15 protein-coding genes are annotated in these 21,769 nt (G+C 66.8%); 8 read left to right on the top strand and 7 right to left on the bottom strand.

Annotated features, from left to right (window positions below; all coding sequences use genetic code 11):
* Positions 1 to 318: 318 nt before the first annotated feature.
* Together I4J89_RS25875 and I4J89_RS25880 are read right to left on the bottom strand one after the other, a co-directional pair.
* Positions 319 to 960 carry a class I SAM-dependent methyltransferase gene (locus I4J89_RS25875; RefSeq protein WP_196416677.1) on the bottom strand — a complete coding sequence of 214 codons (642 nt, stop codon included), beginning with the start codon at positions 958 to 960 and terminating at the stop codon, positions 319 to 321.
* A 620-nt stretch (positions 961 to 1,580) separates the two neighbouring features.
* Positions 1,581 to 1,928, bottom strand: a complete 348-nt coding sequence (locus tag I4J89_RS25880; protein ID WP_196416678.1) for a histone-like nucleoid-structuring protein Lsr2 — start codon at positions 1,926 to 1,928, stop codon at positions 1,581 to 1,583.
* A 630-nt stretch (positions 1,929 to 2,558) separates the two neighbouring features.
* Here I4J89_RS25880 and I4J89_RS25885 point away from each other — a divergent pair.
* Positions 2,559 to 3,869 (top strand): tyrosine-type recombinase/integrase, encoded by a 1,311-nt coding sequence (locus tag I4J89_RS25885; protein WP_196416679.1) that lies wholly within the window; start codon positions 2,559 to 2,561, stop codon positions 3,867 to 3,869.
* A 413-nt stretch (positions 3,870 to 4,282) separates the two neighbouring features.
* On the opposite strand, the gene I4J89_RS25890 is transcribed toward I4J89_RS25885, so the two are convergent.
* Together I4J89_RS25890 and I4J89_RS25895 are read right to left on the bottom strand one after the other, a co-directional pair.
* Positions 4,283 to 4,525, bottom strand: coding sequence for a hypothetical protein (locus tag I4J89_RS25890; RefSeq protein ID WP_196416680.1), 243 nt, complete (start codon positions 4,523 to 4,525; stop codon positions 4,283 to 4,285).
* The gene (locus I4J89_RS25895; protein ID WP_196416681.1) at positions 4,494 to 5,360 is read right to left on the bottom strand and encodes a hypothetical protein; all 867 of its coding nucleotides are present in this window, start codon (positions 5,358 to 5,360) and stop codon (positions 4,494 to 4,496) included. Before I4J89_RS25895 ends, I4J89_RS25890 begins: the two co-directional genes overlap by 32 nt.
* A 751-nt stretch (positions 5,361 to 6,111) precedes the next feature.
* On the opposite strand from I4J89_RS25895, the gene I4J89_RS25900 reads away from it, so the two are divergent.
* From I4J89_RS25900 to I4J89_RS25915, 4 genes are all read left to right on the top strand, one after another.
* The gene (locus I4J89_RS25900; protein WP_196416682.1) at positions 6,112 to 6,297 is read left to right on the top strand and encodes a hypothetical protein; all 186 of its coding nucleotides are present in this window, start codon (positions 6,112 to 6,114) and stop codon (positions 6,295 to 6,297) included.
* Positions 6,298 to 7,298: 1,001 nt separating this feature from the next.
* Positions 7,299 to 7,457 carry an aKG-HExxH-type peptide beta-hydroxylase gene (locus I4J89_RS49845; RefSeq protein WP_196416683.1) on the top strand — a complete coding sequence of 53 codons (159 nt, stop codon included), beginning with the start codon at positions 7,299 to 7,301 and terminating at the stop codon, positions 7,455 to 7,457.
* Between the two features lie 116 nt (positions 7,458 to 7,573).
* Complete coding sequence (locus I4J89_RS25910; protein ID WP_196416684.1) at positions 7,574 to 7,840, top strand: hypothetical protein; 267 nt, start codon at positions 7,574 to 7,576, stop codon at positions 7,838 to 7,840.
* 271 nt (positions 7,841 to 8,111) lie between these two features.
* Positions 8,112 to 9,194: a hypothetical protein gene (locus I4J89_RS25915; RefSeq protein WP_196416685.1), complete on the top strand. Its 1,083-nt coding sequence runs from the start codon at positions 8,112 to 8,114 to the stop codon at positions 9,192 to 9,194.
* A gap of 1,007 nt (positions 9,195 to 10,201) precedes the next feature.
* On the opposite strand, the gene I4J89_RS25920 is transcribed toward I4J89_RS25915, so the two are convergent.
* Positions 10,202 to 11,479, bottom strand: a complete 1,278-nt coding sequence (locus I4J89_RS25920) for a site-specific integrase (protein ID WP_196416686.1) — start codon at positions 11,477 to 11,479, stop codon at positions 10,202 to 10,204.
* Positions 11,480 to 11,913: 434 nt separating this feature from the next.
* Between I4J89_RS25920 and I4J89_RS25925 the strand changes: the two genes are divergently transcribed.
* Positions 11,914 to 12,954 (top strand): tyrosine-type recombinase/integrase, encoded by a 1,041-nt coding sequence (locus I4J89_RS25925; protein ID WP_230859612.1) that lies wholly within the window; start codon positions 11,914 to 11,916, stop codon positions 12,952 to 12,954.
* Between the two features lie 22 nt (positions 12,955 to 12,976).
* Positions 12,977 to 13,237 (top strand): hypothetical protein, encoded by a 261-nt coding sequence (locus I4J89_RS25930; protein ID WP_196416687.1) that lies wholly within the window; start codon positions 12,977 to 12,979, stop codon positions 13,235 to 13,237.
* 455 nt (positions 13,238 to 13,692) lie between these two features.
* Here the strand turns inward: I4J89_RS25930 and I4J89_RS25935 are convergent, their stop codons facing one another.
* Entirely contained in the window at positions 13,693 to 16,605 is a 2,913-nt protein-coding gene (locus tag I4J89_RS25935) for a tetratricopeptide repeat protein (RefSeq protein ID WP_196416688.1), read from the bottom strand.
* A gap of 538 nt (positions 16,606 to 17,143) precedes the next feature.
* Between I4J89_RS25935 and I4J89_RS25940 the strand changes: the two genes are divergently transcribed.
* A complete protein-coding gene (locus I4J89_RS25940; protein WP_196416689.1) occupies positions 17,144 to 19,780 on the top strand; it encodes a YbbN family protein in 2,637 nt (878 codons plus the stop codon).
* A 129-nt stretch (positions 19,781 to 19,909) separates the two neighbouring features.
* Here the strand turns inward: I4J89_RS25940 and I4J89_RS51600 are convergent, their stop codons facing one another.
* Positions 19,910 to 21,703 (bottom strand): 5'-methylthioadenosine/S-adenosylhomocysteine nucleosidase family protein, encoded by a 1,794-nt coding sequence (locus I4J89_RS51600; RefSeq protein ID WP_196416690.1) that lies wholly within the window; start codon positions 21,701 to 21,703, stop codon positions 19,910 to 19,912.
* Positions 21,704 to 21,769 lie beyond the last annotated feature (66 nt).

The raw sequence follows: 21,769 nt of genomic DNA on the forward strand, positions 1-21,769 counted from the left end.
GCCTCGGGCGACCTCGGATACCCGAAACGGGAGGTGGGCGACGGCTGGTGGTGGGTGGCGTAAAGCCACAGCCCGGCGACGGCTACTTTCGGCAGAAATGCGCATCGAGCCACCACCGACATCTACGGAGAGTGACGTAGCGCCCTAGTGCTGATCTCGTCATTACCTCGGCCAAGATCAACAAGTGGCGCTCGTTCTCACTGTCCGCTGCCACTGAAGTTGGTCCTCGTCGGCCTCTGTGAGCAGTTCGGATCAGATTCGATGTCAATGGCGTCGTGACGAGTTCAAGGTCAGGTCGTCGTTTTGCTGGGGCCTTTGTCAGTAAAGCTGGCCCGAATCTTCGGGTCGGTGGGCCCAGAAGAGTTGGTGGCCGCTGCTGGCTTCGGGCACGAACTGTTCGGAGTCGATGGTCAGGCCGGCTTGGGTGATCCAGTGGCGGTAGGTGGCCGCGTCGGCGTGGCTCCACCACATGGTGGCGGTGCCGCCAAGCCAGTGTTCCTGGGTTCCGGTCCATTCTTGTGCCCCGGTGGTCGCCAGGAGCAGTCCGCCGGGCCGGAGCCAGGTCGCGATCCGCTGGAGTAGGCGCGGTTGGGTGTCGCGCGGCATGTGGATGAGGGTGTATAGGCAGACGATCGCATCGAAGGTGCGGTCGGGAAACGTGATGTGGGTGGCGTCGGCGTGCACGAACGTGGCTTGGGGTACGAGCTCGCGGCCGCGGTTGATCTGGACCTCGCTGAGGTCGACGCCGGTGACCTGGTGGCCGTTGTCGGCGAGTGTCTTGGCGACCGGGATGCCGCAGCCGCAGCCGAGGTCCAACACCCTGGCATGGGCAGGGAGCTGTTGTTGCAGGTGGGTGAGCCAGGGTGCGTACTCGGCCGGGTTGTCATGGTCGCTGCGGTAGCGGTGAGAGAGGTGGTCGTAGCCGCGTCGGACGAGTTCGGTGGGGTTCGGCAGATTCACGAGGATAATCCTGCTTCAGCGGGCTGACAGTTGACGACCGGGTTTCCTGGTCTGGTTCAGGTGCTTTCGTCGGCCGCGGACGTAGGCGCTCACGGCGGAGAAGGAGACGTTCAGGTGCAGGGTCTTGGTGAGGCAGTGGCAGAAACCTCGCCCCAACCAGATGTAGTGGCAAAGAGTTCAACTTCCCTGGTGTCCTTTGCCAATGAAGGTCAGGTAGGCAGTAGTCGCTGACCTGCGGTGCCTCTCCACCAGACCAGCTTCGAACCAGTCATACCGCGCCCAGGGACACGCCGTGCGACAGCTCTCTCAAACACTCACTGAGCCAGCGCAGTCCGCGGAAGTCGGGGTCGAGGACTTATAGGCAGACATGGTTCATCATCGAAGCCGAGTACTCGGCGGATCCAATGGCGGACTCCCGACTGCGCTCGTCCAAGAGGCCTCACAGTTGACCCTCGGCAGCACCACCCGCCACCATCGACGGTCAAGAATCCCCGGATCGAGGCAGTAGGAAGCCAGCGGGGTCTCCGCAAGGCCGGCGGCGCCGGCGAAGCCGACAGCAGAAAAGCGACGCCGACCCGGGATTCCTCCACCCGAGGCGGCGCCACCACCCACGACCACAGTCAGCGACTGCTGTTGTAGGCCTCCACAACCTCCGTCGGAATACGACCACGCTCAGACACCTTGCGACCGTTCTTCCGCGCCCACTCACGAATCGCCTGATTCTGCCGACGAGAAGAACCAGCACCGGCGACACCCGCACGACCGGGACCACGACGCGCCACTCCAGCCGCGCGCCCCCGGCGAGTACCAGCCGAAATGAAAGGCTCCAGCGCCTTCCGCAGCTTCCCCGCATTCTTGTCAGACAGGTCAATCGTGTAGTTCACGCCGTCCAATCCGAACTCAACCGTTCTGTCTGCCCCGCCGCCGTCGAGGTCATCTGTGAGAATCGTGACTACCTGCTTCGCCATGACAAAACTCCGAAATCGGCTGGGCATACACGCGCCAAGGATGTTCTGAACCATATTAGCCGCAGCGCCAACGATTGGTGAAGCCGCCAAGATGCCGTAATCCCCGGATTGCAGAACGACCCGTCAACCGGCCGATCCATAGCCCATACCGTGGGTGTCCAGCGGATCAGTCGGCATAAGACCGGGGCCCTGCGGGGCACTCGACGGCCACCAGGCATCGCGGGCGGCTGCAGCCTTTTGGGCGCTCGTAGTCAACCGACTCTTAGACGGCACCCAGCCCCCTGCGTGACCAGCGAATTGCCCCGCAACTCGCCGCAGAAGTTGCATCTGCGCCTGCGGACGCCAGCCGCAACCTGGCTTCTCGACCGCTCTAGACCTAGGTCCTTGACGACGCCCAGACAACCACAGACAACCACAGACAACTTATGAGTGACGGGCTTCACCGCCACAGTCAGGTTAGTGAACCTGTCGAAAAACGGAGTCCTCTATCCCCCAGGACTTCCGGGGTCGTTGGCCCCAGGCGGCGCGGTCAATGAGCCCGGTAGCCGTGTCGCCTGTAGCCAACGGCTCCTTGGTCTGAGGACACAGGCAGGAAGCGCCTCGATAGATCGTACGGTCAGGGAGGATTGCATGGGACGGCCGCCGCTGCCGCTGGGCACAGCTGGAAAGTTCCGATTCTACGGCTCCGGCGAGAAATGGATCGCGCGATGTGGATTCAGGGACTACGACGGAGTAACGCGGACGATGGAACGCTCCGGCCCATCACGTGCAGCCGCAGAGAGGGCGCTGAAGACTGCGATAAGAAACCGGGCCTATCGCAACCGCGGAGCTGACATCGACCCTGATACGAGAATCAAGGATGTTGCCGAATCGTGGTGGAAAGTCTATTGCAGGAAGAAGAAGGTAGGCCTCAACACGTTGTATCAGTATCGGCGCCAGCTGGACAGCAACATCCTGCCGTCGGTGGGCTATCTGAAATGCCGAGAGCTTTCGATTTCCATCGCAGAAAACTTCCTCCTGACGACCGAGGATGAACACGGTGCGGCGGTGGCTAAGACGGCTCGCTCGGTGCTAAGTAACATCTGTTCCTACGCTGCACGGCTCGATGCCATGAGCCGGAACCCCGTGCGCGAGACGACTCCTATCAGCGTCACGCCCAAGAATGAACTCCCGGTGTCGCTGGACGCCGAAGAATTCTGGCGGCTCCGTGACGCCGCGGTCAATCACCCCAGAGCCAATGTGTGCAGCATTGTCGAGCTGACTGACACTATGGCGGCCACAGGGTCCCGGATCGGCGAGTGTCTGGCACTGATCACGGACGACGTGTGCCTCGAAGCGAAGACCGTTACGATCAATGGCACAATCGTTGACGTTCCTGGCATGGGTGTCGTGATCAAGCGGCAGCCCAAGAGTAAAGCGGGCCAGCGGACGCTCACCCTTCCCGATTGGGCCATGTCCTCGGTTAGCACCCAATTCGCCAGGGCTGAGCCCGTAACGGTCACAGTGTTCAAGGACCCCGACACCGGAGTGGAATACCTCATATTCCCAGACGGCGTTGCATCGCGGCGCAGAAAGCCGGCCGAGTGGCTCCAGCGTAAGCTCGATAAAGGAACCTACTCAATGCGGGAGGTCGCACTCCTTCTCCCAGCACCGACTGGACGCCTGTGGGCGCCCGAAAAGGCCTGCACGATAGTGAAGAAAGTCTTCGTCGCCGCAGGCATTCCCGAAGGCACCTCACACATGATCCGGAAGACCGTAGCAACCCACATGGACGATGCCGGGTACTCGGCACGAGTTATCGCCGACCAGCTTGGCCACTCCCGGCCAAGCATGACCCAAGACATATACATGGGAAGGAGCCGGATCAGCACTGAAGGCGCCGTAGCTCTGGCACCCCTCGGATTCGAGGTCATTCCGCCGAGGCGGAGCGCTACCAGCTAGAGACGGCCATGGTGATGCACGGCCGTAGCTGCTCGGCGTGGTCAGCATGGCGGTCGCCCTGATCGACATCGCCACGGCGGACTGCTCATCCTGCTTGCCGACCTCGCCGGGGGCACCCTCAACCTTGCCGCCGGAGTCGCACACCGGCGGCGCCGGCCCGGCCGAAGCACCGCTCGACGCGCTGCCGGACATCGCCGCCAACTCGGCCACCGGGTCCTCAGCACCGAGCAGCCGCATGCCGGCCGCGGTCTGCAGCAGCCGGGTCACATACGACGGCCACCACCGGGCCCGGCCGCCGGGCGTAGGCACGCCTGTGGCGTTCAGCAGCTCGCAGATGCCGCGCATCGTCCAATCAGCCCGGCGCATCTGCACGACAAGCAGCAGCGTGTCATCGGGGCATACCCGCGGCCGGCTCACCGGCGGCCGCCGAGCCAGGACTTGACCACCTCGAGCAGGTGGTGGAATACCCCGAGCAGGTCCCGGAGGACCTGGCGGGCGTTGTCGCCGACCGGCCCGGCCACCAGCGTGAACGGCAACAGCAGGAGCAGGTAGACGCCGAACAGGCCTACTACGCCGGCGCCGGCCCAGACCAGCGGTGTGAAGTCGGGGAAGTCAGGAAGAAGGTCAACAAACGGGGACAGGTTCTCTTCGGACAAGGGGGTCTCCCGGGAAGGGCGGGAGGCCACGTCTCATCCGTGTGCCGTCCCGCAGGCCGATGGTTAAAACTCGGCCTGCGGTGTTGGGACCACGCGCCTGGCGGGGCGTGGTATGGACGATGGTGCTTGGTGGCCTGGTCCCAGTGACCTGCAGCCGGATGGTGAACGCGACGCGGAGGAGTGCTTCAGTCAGCGCGTCGAAAAGGCTCTCCGCCAGCGTGGCGGTCTCGGCCGGGACCTGGTGCGTCTGCCTCAGGGAGCGGACCTTCTCGACCAAGGCCCGCACCCGCTGCAACCGGGCGCGGCCGCGCTTCACCTGCCGGGTCGTCGGCTTTCGCTTCCCGGGCCACGAAGCGCTGAGAACTGCCCTCATGCTGGGCGGCACGTCGTTCCAGAAGAACTTGCCTTTCCCTACGTACGTGAGGTGCTGCAGCCCTGCGGGCCGCATGGCGACGGCTCGTACCGCCGGGTTTGTCATGACCGCCTGCGCTGCGGGCCGGATGGCGGCCTGCACGGCCGGGCTCGACATGATCGACTGCACTGTGGGCTGGATGGCGGCTTGCAGGGCCGGACTTGACATGACCATCGACAGGAGCTTCTGCGCTGTGGGTCGCATTGCCGCTCGCACCGCAGCGCTCCCCATGACCTGCTGTGATGCATGCTGAGGGGCGGCTTTCGTCGCAGCGTTCGCCAGAGATGACTGAACCCCAGCGGCTGCTCGGGGAGCCTGCGTGGTCGAGTCAGTCGACGCGGAGGTTCCAGCGACTTCCGCCACGGTGGCGAGCGCCGGAACGCCGTGGCCGAGCACCTTCTCGATCTCTCCGAGCTTCAGCATGCTTCCAGGTTAGAGGCCTGCCGCTCTGTTCCCGTAACTCCACTTCGAGGACGGCCTCTGTAGGTTTCGTTCACAAGCGACCGCAAGGATCATGATCGCTGCGAGGTGCGCGGGTGGTGCTCCGGCGTGTGGACGAGTTGTCCGGTAACGAACGTTGGTGATGCACCCGCACCCGGCGACATTTCCCCAGGTCAGGTTTCTAATACAACCCAGGTCCGCGTCGTCGCAACGCGCTCGGGGTTCGCCGCGGACTTCGTCGTCGCGAGGGAGGACCGTCTCGCCGTGCGGCGGCGGCGCTGCTCGTCGGGCTTCGGCGCTTGCACCGTGCCGAGTGCCATCGGTCCTCCGTTCGAGTGAGCGAACTTGGCAGGGCTGGTTAACGTGGTCTGCGCAGGTGGGCTTGGACACCCCATCGCCGAGACGAGGGACCCTCTCCGCCCTGGAGTCAGGAGGGAGCGCGCGATCCGTCAGCCTTCTTTTCGGAGACATATGTCCGCCATCGAAATCGCGACCTGGCTCACCTCGGCAGCACTTGCCGGAGCGGTCGGCAATCTGGCTTCACACCTGCTGAAGCGGGCGGGCCGTAGCAGCGTTGCGCAAATCCAACGCTGGCGACTCAGGCGTTCCGAGCGACGGGAGCGTTCGCCCAGAACGTGATGTACCAAAGAGGCTCGTCACGGAGCGCCTGGTTTCCATGAACCGCCTTCCTGGTCCGTTGAGGTCGGCGACCATCAGGCGGGAGGGATCGGACATGGCAAAGCACAAGAATTCTTCAGGCGGCAAGAAGCGGACTGCGGCGTACAGAAAGCCCTCACGCCAGCAGCTCGCCGCGCTCAGCGATGCGAGAGCCAAGCTCAAAGAGGCCAGAGACAAGGAGCGCGCGGCGGACGCCAAGGCGCAGGGTCCTAGTGAGGTAGTTGCGACGGTCGAGTTTTGATCGCTGGTGTGGTTTCGAACGGCGCAGGTAGCCCAGTCATGCACGGTTACTTTGAGTATCAGTAACTGCGGGCTGAGAGCCATCCCGCGACCTCTACGCCGTACGCGGCTCGGGATGCTATGCCGCTTCGGTCACCGCCTCGGCGTCGGCCGCTGACTCGGCCAGCAGGGCGTCGAGCGGATGACGCGTCGGAACTGCGTCCCAGCCGGACCGGACTCGCCGGGTTTGCGGCGCTGCGCGCCGAACCAAACCCCAGAAGTGCTCGCTGAGCGTGTCGCCAGGCCGGGAGTTGAAGAGGCGACGCCCTCCAGGACGAGGAAGTAGGCCAGTCAGATTAGCCAGTCGGTCGTGTAGGGACTCCTTCGGCTCTCTCTGCGACGGGAGACAAGCGAGGTCGGCGGCCGGCACGTGCGCCAGGCCGCACAAACTCGCGATAGGGCCTCGGACAGACCGTCCTGCCGATCACCGCGACGCGCGACTCGGCGATCCAGTCCGGGCAGAAGTGCAGGTACGGAGATGCGGGCTCAGTGATGTAGTAGCCATGGGCGCCGCCCTGGCGCCCCGCCCGCACGATGCGAGCGAGGGCCAGGCCGGCCGACACCGTGAGCAACGTGTCGACGGGAGTGTCACTGCGGTACGCCGCCGCGTGTCAGGTAGTCCGCGACGCGGAGGATCGCGGCCGCGAGCAGGACGGCCGGCTCGCCCTCCTGGGCTGCGTCGATTGCGAGAGCTCCTCGAAGCTGAGCTTCTCGCCGTCGATGTCGGTCCTGCTGAAGAGGTCGGTCACTGGCCCTCCGGGCTCGTCGGGGTGGAACGAGTCGCAAGCGGGCCTGGGGCCTTCAGATGTGCACGCACTCAGTGCACGGTGCTTGGATATTCGTGGATATCATCGGATGCCCGCTTACCGCATCTTGCACCAGGCCATTTAGCTGGCACGTGGATGGTTGGCAATTGCCACTGGCATGAGCTCGGCGCGCTGCTGCACCCGCTGACCTCGGCCTGTGAGGACTCGAAAACTGGGCTACTACGCGCTCTGGCGCGACGACCCGTGCCCACTCAACGGCCTGCTCCAAGGGGTGTACGCCTTCGTCGGCATCACGGACTTCTGGTGGGTGCGCCGGAAGGCTGAAGCTCGGTACAAGGCACTCCGCAACCCTTGACGATCCAGAATTAGCCACTACGGTTTGTGCACTCATAAGCAACAGTGCGAAGTCAGCGCTTGCTAGGAGACGTTGCCGATCTGCGGCACCCGTCACTCATCGCCCAGGAGAAGTCGATGACGGTTGAGCCTCGTGATGACCAACAGAAGTCGTCCAACGTACCCGCTAGCAGTCCCGTGCCCGCAGACGCCGGCATCAACCGCAGCAACGTTGCAATCAAGGTCCTCGCCGCCGGAGGAGTCTTCATCGGAGGGATAGGTACCGTGCTCACCGCCGCGGCCTTCGGCGCCGTTGCAAACGCGGCGGTGCTGGCTGCGCTGGCTGCGGTCTGCTTCATAGCGGCGACCACACTCGTTGCCGTTGCATGGATTGTCCGCAGATGAGCGACCGACCGCATCGCGACGGGGGGGTGTGACCAGGGCCTCGGCAAAGTCGTGATGGTGTCCGACTTGTGCGCGCATCCGCGTGCATCTGCCTGATCCGCTGGCCGCGCCTCTACGTCGTGATCGAAGGCGTGCGCTACGAGGTCGAGCCCGCCGAGGCTGACACCCCGACCAGCGTTCTCTTCCGCACCTGGTGCGCGAGTACACCTACCCGTTCCGGACCGTCGCCGCGCAGACGCGCGCCGCCTGACTCGATCGGAGATCCCCACCCATGGCTGAATCCGCCCCGCGCTACACCACCGGCGACGTGCCCCGCCTGCGCCGCGACCTCGCCGACTGGTACGGCGGAACGCAAGGCACACAGTTCTACTACAACGCCATCCTCATGGGCCAGCAAAAGCTCAAGCCGCCCGGCCCGCCCGAACGCGTCGCCCCGGCGCTGGCCGCCGCCGAGACATCCCGGCTGCGCGACGGCGACCTCTGGTACGTCGACGAGGACCTGTGCGTGCTGCTCAACGCCGCGCACCCGAGCATGCCCGCGTTCGCGCCCCGACCCAACGACCTGCCCTCGAAGGTCGGGTTCGCGGTGTTCGCCGAGCCGATCGCGGCCTACGACGCGCAGGAAGCCCGCCGCGACGACGTGGTCGACGCGCTGGCCGACCTGCACGGCGGTGACGAGTTCCGGCGCATCGGCCAGGCCGCCTACGAAGACCAGGCCCGGATCGTCGCCGTCTCCTGGGGGCCAGTCGACAACCCGCACTGGAAAGCCGGCGGCCTGTGGATGTCCTTCTACGCCGTCACCGACAAGACCACCGATGACCTGCTCGCCGGGCACCCCGGCGCGGCCGCCCGCGCCCGGGCCATGCTCCCACCGCTGCCGGTCGACAACGAGGCCGCGATCGCCTGGCGGCCCGACGGCGCCCCGCCCGAGGAGTACATGCTCACCGGTGCCGAAGACCAGCATGGCACCCTGGCCTGGACGCGGCTGGTGTTCGCGACCTTCCAGCTCGCCGCGCAGGCTAACCTCGCCGAGACCGAGAACCACACCACGCCCCGGCCGGAACGCCGCCGTACCGAACGCGCCGGGCTCCCGCCCCGCGACGTACGCATCATCCGCCTGCGCCGCACCGTCGCCGCGGCCCGCGACGCCGACCAGACCGGCACCGGCCGGGACTGGCAACACCGGTGGATCGTGCGCGGTCACTGGCGCAACCACTGGTACCCCTCGCTCGGCGATCACCGCCCTCTCTGGATCGCGCCCTACCTCAAAGGTCCCGCCGACGCGCCACTGATCGGCGGTGACAAGGTCAACGTTGTCAACGCTCCGAAGGACTACGGCCAAGATCGCCCTTAGCAGGACTCTCCCGAGCTAACAGCGCGACCGTGAAGACCAAGATGATGATCAGCGCGATGATCGTGACCCACGTGCGGCTGCTCGGCGGCGGCCCACTATGCGCCGGCACGGGCTCGCCCTCCGAGCCATCCAACGTGTTGGCGTTCATCGCGCCCCATGATCGCGAAGTTGAGCTCTCGATAGCGGGCCCAATTCGCCTATCACGTCCGGATTCCGGCAGTCACCACGGATCTGGGCCAACAGCGTCAGCGCTCACACGTCAACGCAGCCGCCGGGCGCAGCCGACCAAAGACGCCGCCAAACCCGCGACAGGTAACACGCACGACACTGCTGGGGTCATCAGCGAAACCGAACCGCACCGGCGGCAGAGCCAGCATCTCTGCCAAAGGCGCCTCGCCACCTCCACGTCCGCGCCGGCACACAACAACCCGTAACGCCTTACCCACAGCAGCCTCGCGCACCCTGAACCGACACCCAGAAGCAGCAAGACAGCCGGCCAGCGACCCGACGAGCCGCCGACAGACAGCAAAACAGCCAGGCACAGCCCAGCGAATCCAAGCATGACCGCAGGTCCCGTAACCGAGAGCGGCCGCCGAGGCGGCGCCAAAGCTCGAGCCAGCCCCGACATGCTCACCGCCTGGGCGCGAACCGACACGGGCCCCTCCGGACCAACAGCGAACCCTTGAACCTGCGTTACCGAGCGCCCCTCGCGATAGGCCTCAGCCACCCGAACAACTTGCGTTCCGCTGCCACAGGCCAAACACGCCGGCCCAGTAGCAGGGTGGTGCTCGTCCCGCCGGCTATTCCGCGCAGCGCTCACAAGCTCGGTGGTGAGCGTCGGATCCCGACCTGAGCCGGGGCTCGCCGTCCTTCCCTTGTCACCATCTCGCATCATCGTTCGCGCCTCCCGGAACGTGAATTGGCACGCGCAACATATTGAAGCACGTACAGGATGGTTCGCCACCCGGTGACGCGGGCCAACCGCCTTGCCACCGGGGACGACAAATCTAGGGCGCAAAGTCGACGAGAGCCGTGGCACCCCTTGTACTCTTCCTACTCCGGCCCAAATAGACGTCAGAAGTCATACTCGGCCTAGCATGCCCGAGCTGATCAGCAATCTCCCGAGTAGGGACGCCCGCGTCGTCCATCTGCGTAGCTACAGTCTTCCGAAGCAGATGCGATGTGTCATCATCCAAGCCCGCAAACTCAAAGGCATCCTTGATGTCGTTCGCCACGTTCGAAGGATCCCGAAGCGTACCCACTGAAGAAGGAAAAACGATCACCACCCGCTCCGTCCAGGACTTACCGCCGTCCAGCATCTCCTGAAGCCACAGCGGCGGCGCCGACCTCCGCCTCCCCGCCGTAGAAACCGTCGGCGGAATCACCAGCTCAACACCATTCTTGAGCCTCACAACTGTCGCCACAACATCCACAGCGTTGGCGAGAAGGCACTCAACCGTCGGCATCACCCAATCAGGCAAGGTGAGCGTACGAAACCCAGCCTCTGTCTTCGGAAATCGCGAAATGCAAACACCCACACCTTTATGGCGCACGACGGTTCCCCGAATCTCCACCGTGCGCGCCCCGACGTCCAACGTGTCACCAGTCACCGCCAGGCACTCGCCAAGACGCTCACCCGTGGCCCCAAGAAAGTCAATGATCTCAGGAATCCCACGCCGAACCGCCTGCGACGAATAAGACACCCAGGCCCTCAGCTGGCGAAACTGGACAGCGGTCAGCGCCCGAGGCGCCTTCCTCGGCTTGATGCTGACGGGTGACGTCTCCCGAACAGGATTCCGGTCCATCGCGCCCATTCGCGCCGCGAAGGCACAGATATTGCTAAGCACGGAGCGGACAGTCTTCGTTATCGAGGGTCCGTGAACATTCTCAACCCGCCGTAACGCCCGCTCAGCAAGTGCGACGGAAAACTCGCGACACTTAAGGCTTCCAACCTGCGGAAGGATGTGATTATCGATCTGCTCACGGTAGATCCTTCTCGAGCCGAGAGACCCCTCCTTGATCACATACGTCTTCCACCATTCCTCTGTTACGACGCTCAACCTCGTGTCCGGACTGATCGCGGCATCGCGATTCTCGTGGGTTCGATCGCGAATCGCAATCTTGAGCGCCGCTTCCGCAGCGGCCTTGGTGGCGCCAGTGCGCTCGACATCCCGAGTGACCCCGTCGTAGTCCCGGAACGAGCACCGTGCGCGCCAGGTGCTCTTACCGACCTGCGTGTGCCTGACTTTGCCTGCTGTGCCGATGGGCAACTGCGGCCGTGCCAACCTGCTTCCTCCCGGCTTACTCACGGTTTATTCGCCCGACATCGATCCGCATTGAGCGATACTGATTGAGGTCCGGCAGCGAACTGTGCAGGTGGAAGGCTATATTGAGTCACAATGAGCAGCAACAGGCATCGAAACCATTTACCCGGCAGGTTATTGGTTCGTGGACCGTCGGTAGCAGAGCTGACAATAGCCTTCCGAGCCATATGCTATATCGCGTTCCTTGAATTGTCTACCCGTCGGCGTTGCCGTCGGTAAACGTTCCGATGACGGGCGCTGTGCGCATGTCTTGTTGCTCGTCGTTGCGTGTTGCGGCGCGTTATTGAGAATCTTGCTGCGCCGAATGATTTTTTGATTCGGTGGCTGCCGTTCGGGTCTACTGCGGACAACTGCAGACAACTTCACCAGAAGTATTTCGGCTGCGATCATGAATTATGAGCTGGTCGCTGATGCGGTCCTGCCTTCGTGGCGCCAGTTATCCACTCTCCAGCTCAAGCGAGGGCTTGAATCCACTGGGGGATGTTGTGCTGGATCTCCAGAAGGTTTGCCATGATGTCGCTCCGTCCTGGTTCGATTATCTGCGGGATTGGGATCGCACGCTGCGCGGCGGGAACTATCCCGAGACGACGCGCTACAACTATCTGCTCGCCGGTGCGCAGCTGGGCCGGTATCTGAGGGAGAACGCTGACGAGCTTGCCGCGGTGGATGCGGCGGGGGATCCGACTGAGGTTGAGCGGGGACATGTCGAGGAGTTTCAGGCGTGGATGGTGCGGACCCGGTCGGCGTCGACGGCGTTGAACAAGCACAAAGGGTTGCAGCAGTTCTTCAAGTGGCTGGTCGAGGAGGAGGACCTGGAGCGGTCGCCACTGGCTCGGGTGAAGCAGCCGAAGACCGGGGAGACGCTGATTCCGATCCTCGGGGATGAGGAGACCGCCAAGATCCTGGCGACCTGCAAGGACAAGACGTTCCTGTCGCTGCGTGACGAGGCGATCATCCGGGTCTTCTTCAACACGGGTGCCCGGCTGTCGGAGGTCGCTGGTCTACTCGTTGATGACGTGGACCTGGACCACGACACGTTGTTGTTTCACGGTAAGGGTATGAAGGACCGCCGGGTGCGGTTCGGTGGCAAGGCCGGCCGGGCGTTGAGCCGGTATCTGCGGGCGCGTGCCCGCCGTCGCTTCGCGGAGTCGCCGGTGTTGTGGCTGCCGGAGAAGGGTGAGACGCCGCTGGCGGCGAACGGCATCAAGATCATGCTGCGGCGCCGCGGTGAACTAGCCGGGGTCGCGAAGGTTCACGCGCACCGGTGGCGGCACAACTTCGCGCATGAGTGGAAGCTGGCTGGCGGTGACACCGGTGATCTGATGTTGGTGCTCGGTTGGGCCTCGGATGACATGCCGCGCCGCTATGGGGCGAGCGCGGCGGCGGAGCGGGCGCAGCAGGTTCATGCGCGGCTGCGGATCGGTGATCGAGTCTGACTTTCGGGGGGAGGAGTCGGTGATGGCGTTGACCGGGCGGCAGCGTGTGCGGCGCGCGCGGATCGCAGCGCACGCGTCCTGGGCGAACACCGCTGATCGTAAGGGCCGTACGGCGCCGGCGACGTCGGCGTTTCTGGCCCGGTTCGAGAGGCAGGTCGATCCCCTCGGTGTGCTGGAGCCTGAGGTTCGGGCGCAGATGGCTGAGCATGCGCGCAGGGCGTACATGTTGCAGTTGGCGGAGCGGTCGGCGAAGGCGCGGGCGCGTCGGGCCGCCGGTGGTTGACCGGGTACTCGATCGGGTTGTTCTCGCAGGATCGCCGGTCGAGGAAAGTTATAAGGATATGAGGCATTCATGAGTCGTTCGATACGAGGTGCGTCGTGACCAGTTATGCCGCTGACGTCGAGGCCAGCACGTTGATCAGGACCTGGCCGGCCGGTGCCGGGTTGCGTGCGGCGGTGGTCAGCGCGCTTCCGCCCTCTGCCGGTGTGGATGAGGTGCTTGCCCTCGCGGCGGAGCTCACGGGCCTGTCGGCTGCGTTGTGGCGGTGCTACACGCATCCCGCGAGTTCGGCGGCCAGCATGGAGGAGAACTCGGAAGGTTGGCGGCGGCAGTTGGAGCGGGACAGCTTCACCACGGTCGTGGCGAACGTGGCGACCCCGAACCTTCCTGACGAGGAGGGGATGCTGCTCGTCAGCTATGACCCGGTGGAGGAGGGCGCCCACCGGGCCGGCAGGGCGTTACACGCGATCGGCGACCAGAAGCAGCGCGATGCGGTGCTCGCCGACGTTGAGGCCGAGATCGAGGCCGTGGAGATGGCCGAGCGTGGCGACTTGACGGGGCGAGCGGTGCAAGCCGTGGTGTTGAGCCGCGCTGGCGCGAGTCCACTGCATGTGTCCGCCGCGCACGCCGCCCTGTTGAAGGATCCGTTGGGAGGGCAACGGTTGCTGACATCTTTCGACCCGACGGCCGCGTGCGTGGCGGCCGCGCACTGGCTGAAGGCGGCGGTGGACGTCGTCGCGACCGTGTCCGAGATCGATCCGGCAGGGGTGCTGCCCGCTGCTGATGATCTCGAGGCTCTGCCGCTCGATAGTCCCGTCGAGGTTTTGAGCCTCATCGAGTTCAGTAACACGGTGTACCGGGTGGTCGTTGAAATGGTCGCTGACGCCATGCTGGTCGCCGAAGGAATCGTCTCGGACCTCGATGATGTACTGATTCAACGAAACCTTGACGGAGCCGACGAGCCGGACGACGACGATGAGGACGCCGAGCGTACTGCGCTGCGGGTGACACTGCTCGACCCGCGACGGCCGGCCCCGGACCTGCTCGAAGATCTGGTGTCGGCGATGCGAGGCTGCCGCCTGCTGTACGAGGAGTACGTCGACAGCGAGGACGATGTCGACGCCCGCTTCGGCGCCGCGGTCCGCGCTGAAGCCGAGAAGAACATCGGGCGGCTCATGTAGGTTCGCCGGCGACCGCGAGCCACCGCGCCCGCGCCGCGTGCGCGCGCAGCGTCTCGGGGTGCTCGGCGCCGTAAATCTCCTCGTACAAGAAAGCGATTTGGGCGAAGGTCCCCGGGCGTCGAGCCGGGCGCCGCCGGCCTCCACGAGGTTGGCGCGGGCCCTCAGCGTGTCGGGGTGGGTCGGTACGCACACCCGCTCGTAGACGGGGATCAGGTCGGCGAACTGGTCCCGCATGGCCCACTCGTCGCCCGCGGCGGAGGCAAGATTCGCCCGTACGCGCAGCGTCTCGATGTGCTCCTCGCCGAACCGCTCGGCGTACAGCGGCACCAGCGCGGCGAGTTGATCGCGGGCGGCCGCCGTGTCGCCGGACTCGCCGGTCCACCGGGCGAGCGAGCCGCGGACCTCGAGCGTGTCGGGATGGGTCTCGCCGAGACTGCGAACGAACAGGCTGAGCAGCCCGGACAGCTCGGTACGCGCGGCCTCCGGCCGCCCCGAGGCGCCCAGCACAGCGGCGAGCTGGGCCCGGGCCCGCAACGTCGCCGGATGGTCGGCGCCGAGCCGTTGCGCGCAGGCCTTCGCGACCTCCCGGCCGGTCTGCTCGGCCGCCGGGTACAGCCCGCTGATGTTCAGGTGGCGTACCGCCCGCAGCGCACCCGACGCGGCGTTCAGGAACACCTCGATGGGCGCCCCGGCGGCTGCGCCGGACAGGTGAGTCAGGTGCGGATCGAGCAGCTGCCACAGCGGCCACCCCGCCGGGTCCTCCGGCCGCCCGGCGATCTCGTCCGACGCGGCGCGGCCGACGAGCTCGACGGCGAGGCCCAGGGAGTCCGGCGTCCGGGCGGTGTCACGCACCAGCGGGTGCAGCCGCACAGTCAACGGCCGCCGGGCCGGCGGGGTGCCGCGGGTCTCCAGGTCGATCAGCGACAGCCCGGCGAGGGCTTGCAGCAGTTCCCGAAGCCGCGCCTCGTCCAGCCCCGCGAACGGCTCCGAGCCGGCCAGCACCGCCGCGTCCAGCACCCGCTCGTACGGGATCGGAGCGTCGGCCAGACCGGCGAGCAGCCGCAGCAGCGGCCGGCCGGCGCCCAGCCCTCGGCCCGCCAGCAGGTCCAGCGACAGCTCCCAGGTGCGGCCGATCACCCCTCGGGCCCGCTCGTCGGTGAGCGCCGCGTCGGGCATACCGAAGACAGCCGTCACGCCGCCGCGGCCGTAGGCGTCGCGGTAGGCCGCGTAGGTGGTGATGGCGCCCGGCAGCGGCACCCGGTTGGTGCTCGCCAGGTAGCCTCCGGCGAGCCGCAGCGCCAGCGGCAGGCCGCCAAGCCGCTCGGCGAGCGCGACCGCGTCGTCCCAGCTCCCGGCCGGGTCGCCGGCCTGGTCGCGGAGGACCCTCGCCCCGTCCTGGCTGTTCAGGACGCCGATCGGCCGGATCTGGCACCAGCGGGCCCAGCTGCTCGGGTCACCGTCCCGGCTGGTCACGAGGATCGCCCCACGGCCGGACGGGACCGGGCGCAGCCAGCCGCGCGCCGCCGCGACCGTCTCGCCCTCGGCGGCCAGCGCATCGACGTCGTCGGCGTTGTCGATGACCAGTAACCACCGGCGGGACCGGGCCTCAAGCAGTCGCCAGAGCAGGCCCGGCGCGTCGCCACTGGTGGACCAGGCTCGGTTGACGTCCCCCTCGGTGGCGCCGAGAGCGTAGGCGAGCGCCCGCATGCCGGCCTGGAGACCGGTCGCCGTGGCGCCGGACACCCACCAGACGTCCACCCCTCGCCGGCGCAGCCGGTGCGCGACGACGCCGGCGACGGCGGTCTTGCCCGAGCCGCCGAGGCCGCTGAGGACCCGCACCCGTGGGGCGCGCCGCCCGCGGAGGCTGAAGATGCGGGTCAGCTCGGCGATCACCGCGTCGCGGCCGCGGACCCTCTGCTCGGCGAGGTCCGCCGGCGGAACCAGCGACACCATGCCCGCCGCGCCGGTGCCGGCCGGTTCCTGATCGGCCGGCTCGTCTCCCCGCCACTGCCGGAGCGCGACGAGGCCGGCCAGAACCGCGACCCCGGTGGCCGCGGCCAGCAGGACCGTCCGGTGCTTGGTGAGATCGCCGAGGCTGCCGGCCGCGGCGTTGACCACGAGGTCCCCGGCGACTGTGCCCACGGCGATGAGGAAGACCGACAATCCGGCCCACGGTGGCTTGGAGCGCACGCGGACATCGTCCACTGTTTCGTCCGGCGACTCCACATCGCGCGGTGCGGCGGCGTGGGGTGCGGCCAGTTTGAATACCGCGTGGGCACATTTGCCTCCTACGCCTACGCCTGCGTCAACGCGGGGCCAGGCTGCTGCAGAGCTCACCCCTACTCGGCGGAGAGCCTGGCGCCGTCGAGGGGCGGCGCCGGGCCCTTCTGGTCAGCGGTCGCGCCGCTGCATGATCGCGGTGATCAGCGCGAGCGCACCCGCGATCACGTGCAACAGGTCGCCGACGGGGTGGATGACGGACAGGTACTCGATCATGGTGTTGCCCCTTCAGTTCGGAACGGGGGTGCGGGCCGGCCGGGACCACTTGGCACACCCCCTATCGAACTGGCCGAACACACCGCTCAGCGCATTACCGAGAGGGTTTGAGCGACTGAGCAGCCCTGTTGGGCAACCCCGGGCGTGCATCTGCATCGATGGCCCGGGGCAGGCTGCGGTCTACAGTGGCGACATGGGCCGCCGCTCAGCGCCGAGAGGGACCGACAGGGCGGTGCCCGACCCTGCACAGATACAGACTCGTGCTCAGTTCGCCGACGCCTTGGCCCGGCTCAAGGGCACCCGCACGCACCGGGAGATCACCCGGGCACTGGAACAACGCACCCACGCTGACACGATCGTCTCGGCGACGATCAGCAACATGACCCGCGGCACGCACTTTCCTGGCCAGCAGAACCTCACCCGGTTCCTCACCGGATGCGGTGTCATCGGAGCCGACCAACAGCCGTGGATCGACGCGCGTAACCGACTCGACCGGAAATACCAACCGGCGGCGGCGACCAGCAGACCGCGGCCGTTGCTGGTCTCCGAGGCCGACCCGCGCATGCTCGGCGTGCACGCAAGCATCCAGGTCGAGCCCGGGACCACCAGCCTGCCGCCATACGTCCGCCGTGACCTCGACGACGCGGTTTGCGCTGTCATCACCGACGCGTCGGCTAACGGCGGGATGCTTGTCCTGGTCGGCGGGTCCAGCGTCGGCAAGACCAGCCTGCTGTGGGCCGGCGTCCGCGCCGCCGCGCCGCACGCGCAGATCATCCAGCCGTCCCAACCGAGCGACCTTGCCACAATGCCGGCCAGCATGACACCGCAACCGGTCATCTGGCTCGACAATCTTCCACGCTTTCTCGACCACCGGGATCCGCTGAGCGCAGACGTCGTCCGCACGCTGCTCAGCCGCCGGATGATCGTGCTCGCCACGATCTGGCCGGGGCACTACTTCGCCCGTACCGCACCGCCCAACCCGGACGCGACAGGACTCGACCCGTACGCCAACGACCGCGACATCCTCGGCCTGGCCAAGGTTATCGACGTGCCGGAGTCATTCAGCGTCGAGGAGTTACGCCGAGCCCGCGACACCGACGACCCGCGCATCCTCGTCGCGCTCGCCGGCGGAAACAGCCGCGTCGCTCAAGTCCTGGCCGCTGGCCCGGAGCTGGTCCGCCGCTGGACGAACCGCACCCATCCCACCGGCTCCGCTCTGATAACCGCAGCCCTCGACGCCAACCGTGTCGGGGCCACGCACCCGGTCCCGACTGATTTCCTCCGGCAGGCTGCGCCGGGATACCTCACCGAGCAGGCTAGAGCGGCGGCCGACGAGCTCACCTGGTTCACCGACGCGCTCACCTACGCGACCGCCCAGGTTCGTGGCGGAACGGCCTGCCTGACCGCCGTCGCCACGCAGATCGGCGTCATCGACGGCTACCGGCCAGCCGACTATCTGGTTCAGTACGCCAGCACCCACCGTCACAACGAACGGCTGCCGGACACGGCGTGGACGGCACTGATTCACCACCACCACCGCGACGACACCACTCGAATCGCTCGCACCGCCGAACGCCACGGGTGCCTCGACATCGCCGAAGATCTTTTCCGTGCCGCCATGACACACCGCGAGCCGGGCGCCCGCAGCGGACTTGCCGACGTTCTGGTCGCCCAAGGCCGCGTCGATGAAGCTGTCGCCGCGGTCATGAACCCGGCCACCAACGAGTCCCGCCGCGAGATCGCCCGGATCCTCGAGCACCGCGGGCATCAGGACCGGGCCGAGGAAATCCTGAGACCTGCCGCAGACACCGGCGATGTAGCCGCCGTCAGCCAGCTCGCCCACCTACTGACCGCGATGGGCCGCCCGTCGGACGCCCTCACCTTGTTACGCCCGTACGCCCTAACCGACGAGAACCTCGCCTCGCAGCTCGTCGACCTGCTGCTCGCCGGCGACCACGACGACGAAGCCATCGCGGTGCTGTCAGCTTGGGTCGCAGCGCACCCCGCCAGTAGCCTGCTCAGTATCCGACTCATCGAGATCCTGGAAGAGAAGCAGCGCATCGACCACCTCCGAGACCTGAGCGTCGTACCAGATCACAGCGACGATCCCCGCTGCCCACAGTGTGGCCGGCGCCCGCATGATGACACCGCACACCATGAACAGCTGACCGCCGACACCGCCACCACTGCGCTGCATCGCACACTGGCTCAGCTCGACAAGCTCGACGAACTGCGAGCCGCCGCTGCCGGTGACGACTCCGCCGCCTTCTGGCTCGCCGAGGGGCTTGCCCTGCACCACCACACCGCCGAACTGCACGCCCGGGCACAGGCTGGCGACCGCCACGCCATCATCGTGGTGGCCAACATGGCGGAATCAACCGAGACCGAGCGGCGGCGTGCCATCGCCATGCTGCGCCCACTGGCTGAGGCCGGTGATGAGGGCGCCACCCGGGATCTCGCTTCTCTGCTCGCCGCTACCGACCTCGACGCGGCCGTGGGCTTGCTGCGGCCGCTGGCCGAACGCGGCCAGATCCTCGAACCGCTGCTCGGATCCAACGCCGTCACGTTCGACATCGCGGACCTGCTCAGCGAACATGGGCGGGTCGACGACGCGTACCAGTGGCTGATGGAACGCGCCGCCGCGGGAAGCTGGACCGCTGTCCGTTACCTGGCTGACCTGCTCCTGCGCCACGAGCGCCCAGACCTGCTCCGGGCCTTGTCAGCTGCCGGATACGCCATCGGTGACGTTCGCCTGGCTGACCTGCTTGCCGACAGCGGCCGCATCGCCGAGCTGCGGGCGGAAAGTTCGCGAGGAAACGAACACGCCACCACGCGCCTTGCCGATCTTGGCCGGCGACCGTCGCCCTGAGAGAGGTGACCGGCACCATGTCAGCCAAAGATCAGGCAGGCCCGATCCGGCTGCTCGACACAGTTGCCGGATGCGTGCGGCGTAAATCCAGTGAGCCTGGCGCCCACACCTCCCTCAGCTGAATCACGGTCAGCCGTATGGGCGGACAGGCGGTATGCCGAAGGTGAGGGTGTGCACGATGAAGTCGGCGGAGGCCTTCGCCGCGAGCTGTCTGGTGCTGTCGGTCAGTTCGCCGGTGCCCCAGTCGGAGATGCCTTTGACCATGATCCAGCCGCTGCGGCGACCGGCGGTGGCCACGTAGACCCCGGTCAGTTCCTTCTCGCCGGCCGCCGCCTCCTCGAACTCCCGGCGCAGTTGCGCGCGCAGCGTTGCGCTGCCGACGAGGGTGCTGCCGGACAGGACCGTACCGAAGTGGACCGGGCGGCCGGTCCAGCCGGGCGTCGCCGCCTTGAACGCCAGCAGCAACGGGGTGCTCGCCGGGACCCGCTCGCCGCGCCAGATGATCCGTTCGCTGCCGTCCTCGTCGGTCACCTTGCGGTGGTCGACGTTGTGCACGTACTCCGAGACGACGACATCGCCGAGTCCCTGTGCGCCGCCGTCGTGCTCGCTCGACCATAGCCCGAAGCAGATGCCGGCGAGGATTACGTAGTCGGGCTGCACGGCGGGAATGAGCCGTTCCGCGGTGAGCATCATGGCGGCTGGGGTCACGATGCCTTGTGCGAACTGGGCGAGAAGCACCTCGGTGCCTTGGTCACCGAGTCGGCCGAGGCGGAAGACCGGATAGCCACCCAGCGTGTCGGGCTCGGCCTGCCGACCGTTCGCGGCGGTGACCGCGCGGATGACCGCGTCTCGCTCGACATCCATTACCGTCAGCACGAGGACACGGAGGCGGCGGTTGATCGTCGCCTCCAAATGGGCGTACGTCCTTGCCTGTCGTTTCTTAAAAGTGCTCGCCTGCCGCCTGCCCGCGACGACGAGGCAGAGCAGGACGACCAGGCCGAGCTGCGGCATCAGCCAGCCGAAGATCCGTGCCTGCGTGGTCGCCGGGGTCAGACCGGCATCATCGAGGACCATCCGGTAGATCAGCCAGGTCATGGCGTCGATCCAGGTTGCCGGCCGGCCGGCGCAATCCTGCGCGGTGGCGCAGGCGCCTGCCTCCGCGTTCGCGACGAGCAGGCCGGCCACCGCGACGGCGAGCGCCGTACCGGTCAGGAGCAGCGGAATGAAGCTGATCTGCCGGTGTGCCCCCGGATCCGGCGGCACGAACCCACCGCCGTCGAACACGACGAGAACGCCCGGCCGGTCCGGGCCAGAGTCGGTGGCGGACGGTGCGTCCCTAACGGCCTGCCGGGCCTCCACGGTGGTGACCGCGCGCTCCAGGCACATCAGGGCGTGAGTGCCCTCGGCCACGTCCGGCCGGATGTTCGTCCTCGTCAGGTACTGCGACTGGTCGAGAGCGGCCCGCAGCAGCCGATCGGCGTTCGCCGGGTCGGTCAGGTGGACCAGGACCACAGTCCAGTGCAGACCGCGGACGCTGTCGCCGGACGTGCCCCACATCCGGTTGACGGAACGCAGGATGAGCCCGACGGTCACCTGCGCCAGGATGTACAGCAACGCGATGCCGACCAGCAGGAGCGCGACCCGCGGGCCCACCACGGGGACAAACGCCGCCGGTACGCTCGCGGTGAGCAGCAGGAACGGTGGGACGCCGAACACCAGGTGGTCCCACCAGCGATCCAGGCGGCCGAGCCAAGTGCGCCCGGCGGCGCTGCGCGCCCAATCCCTGCCGCGGGCGATCGGCGGCTGGATCAGTGCAAACTCGTCGGCGGACCGCCAGACCAGACGACCGTCCCAGGCGGCCACATAAAGCAACAGGCCGAGCGGTGGACGGGATCGGTGGATGCCGACGCCGGGCGGGCGCACCGCATCCCTGACGTGCGGCCAACACGGCGTTGCCCGCACCGCCCGGGCTGCCTCCCGGCAAGCGTT

Origin of the sequence: Actinoplanes aureus (assembly GCF_015704865.1) — a bacterium.
GTDB lineage: Bacteria > Actinomycetota > Actinomycetes > Mycobacteriales > Micromonosporaceae > Actinoplanes > Actinoplanes aureus.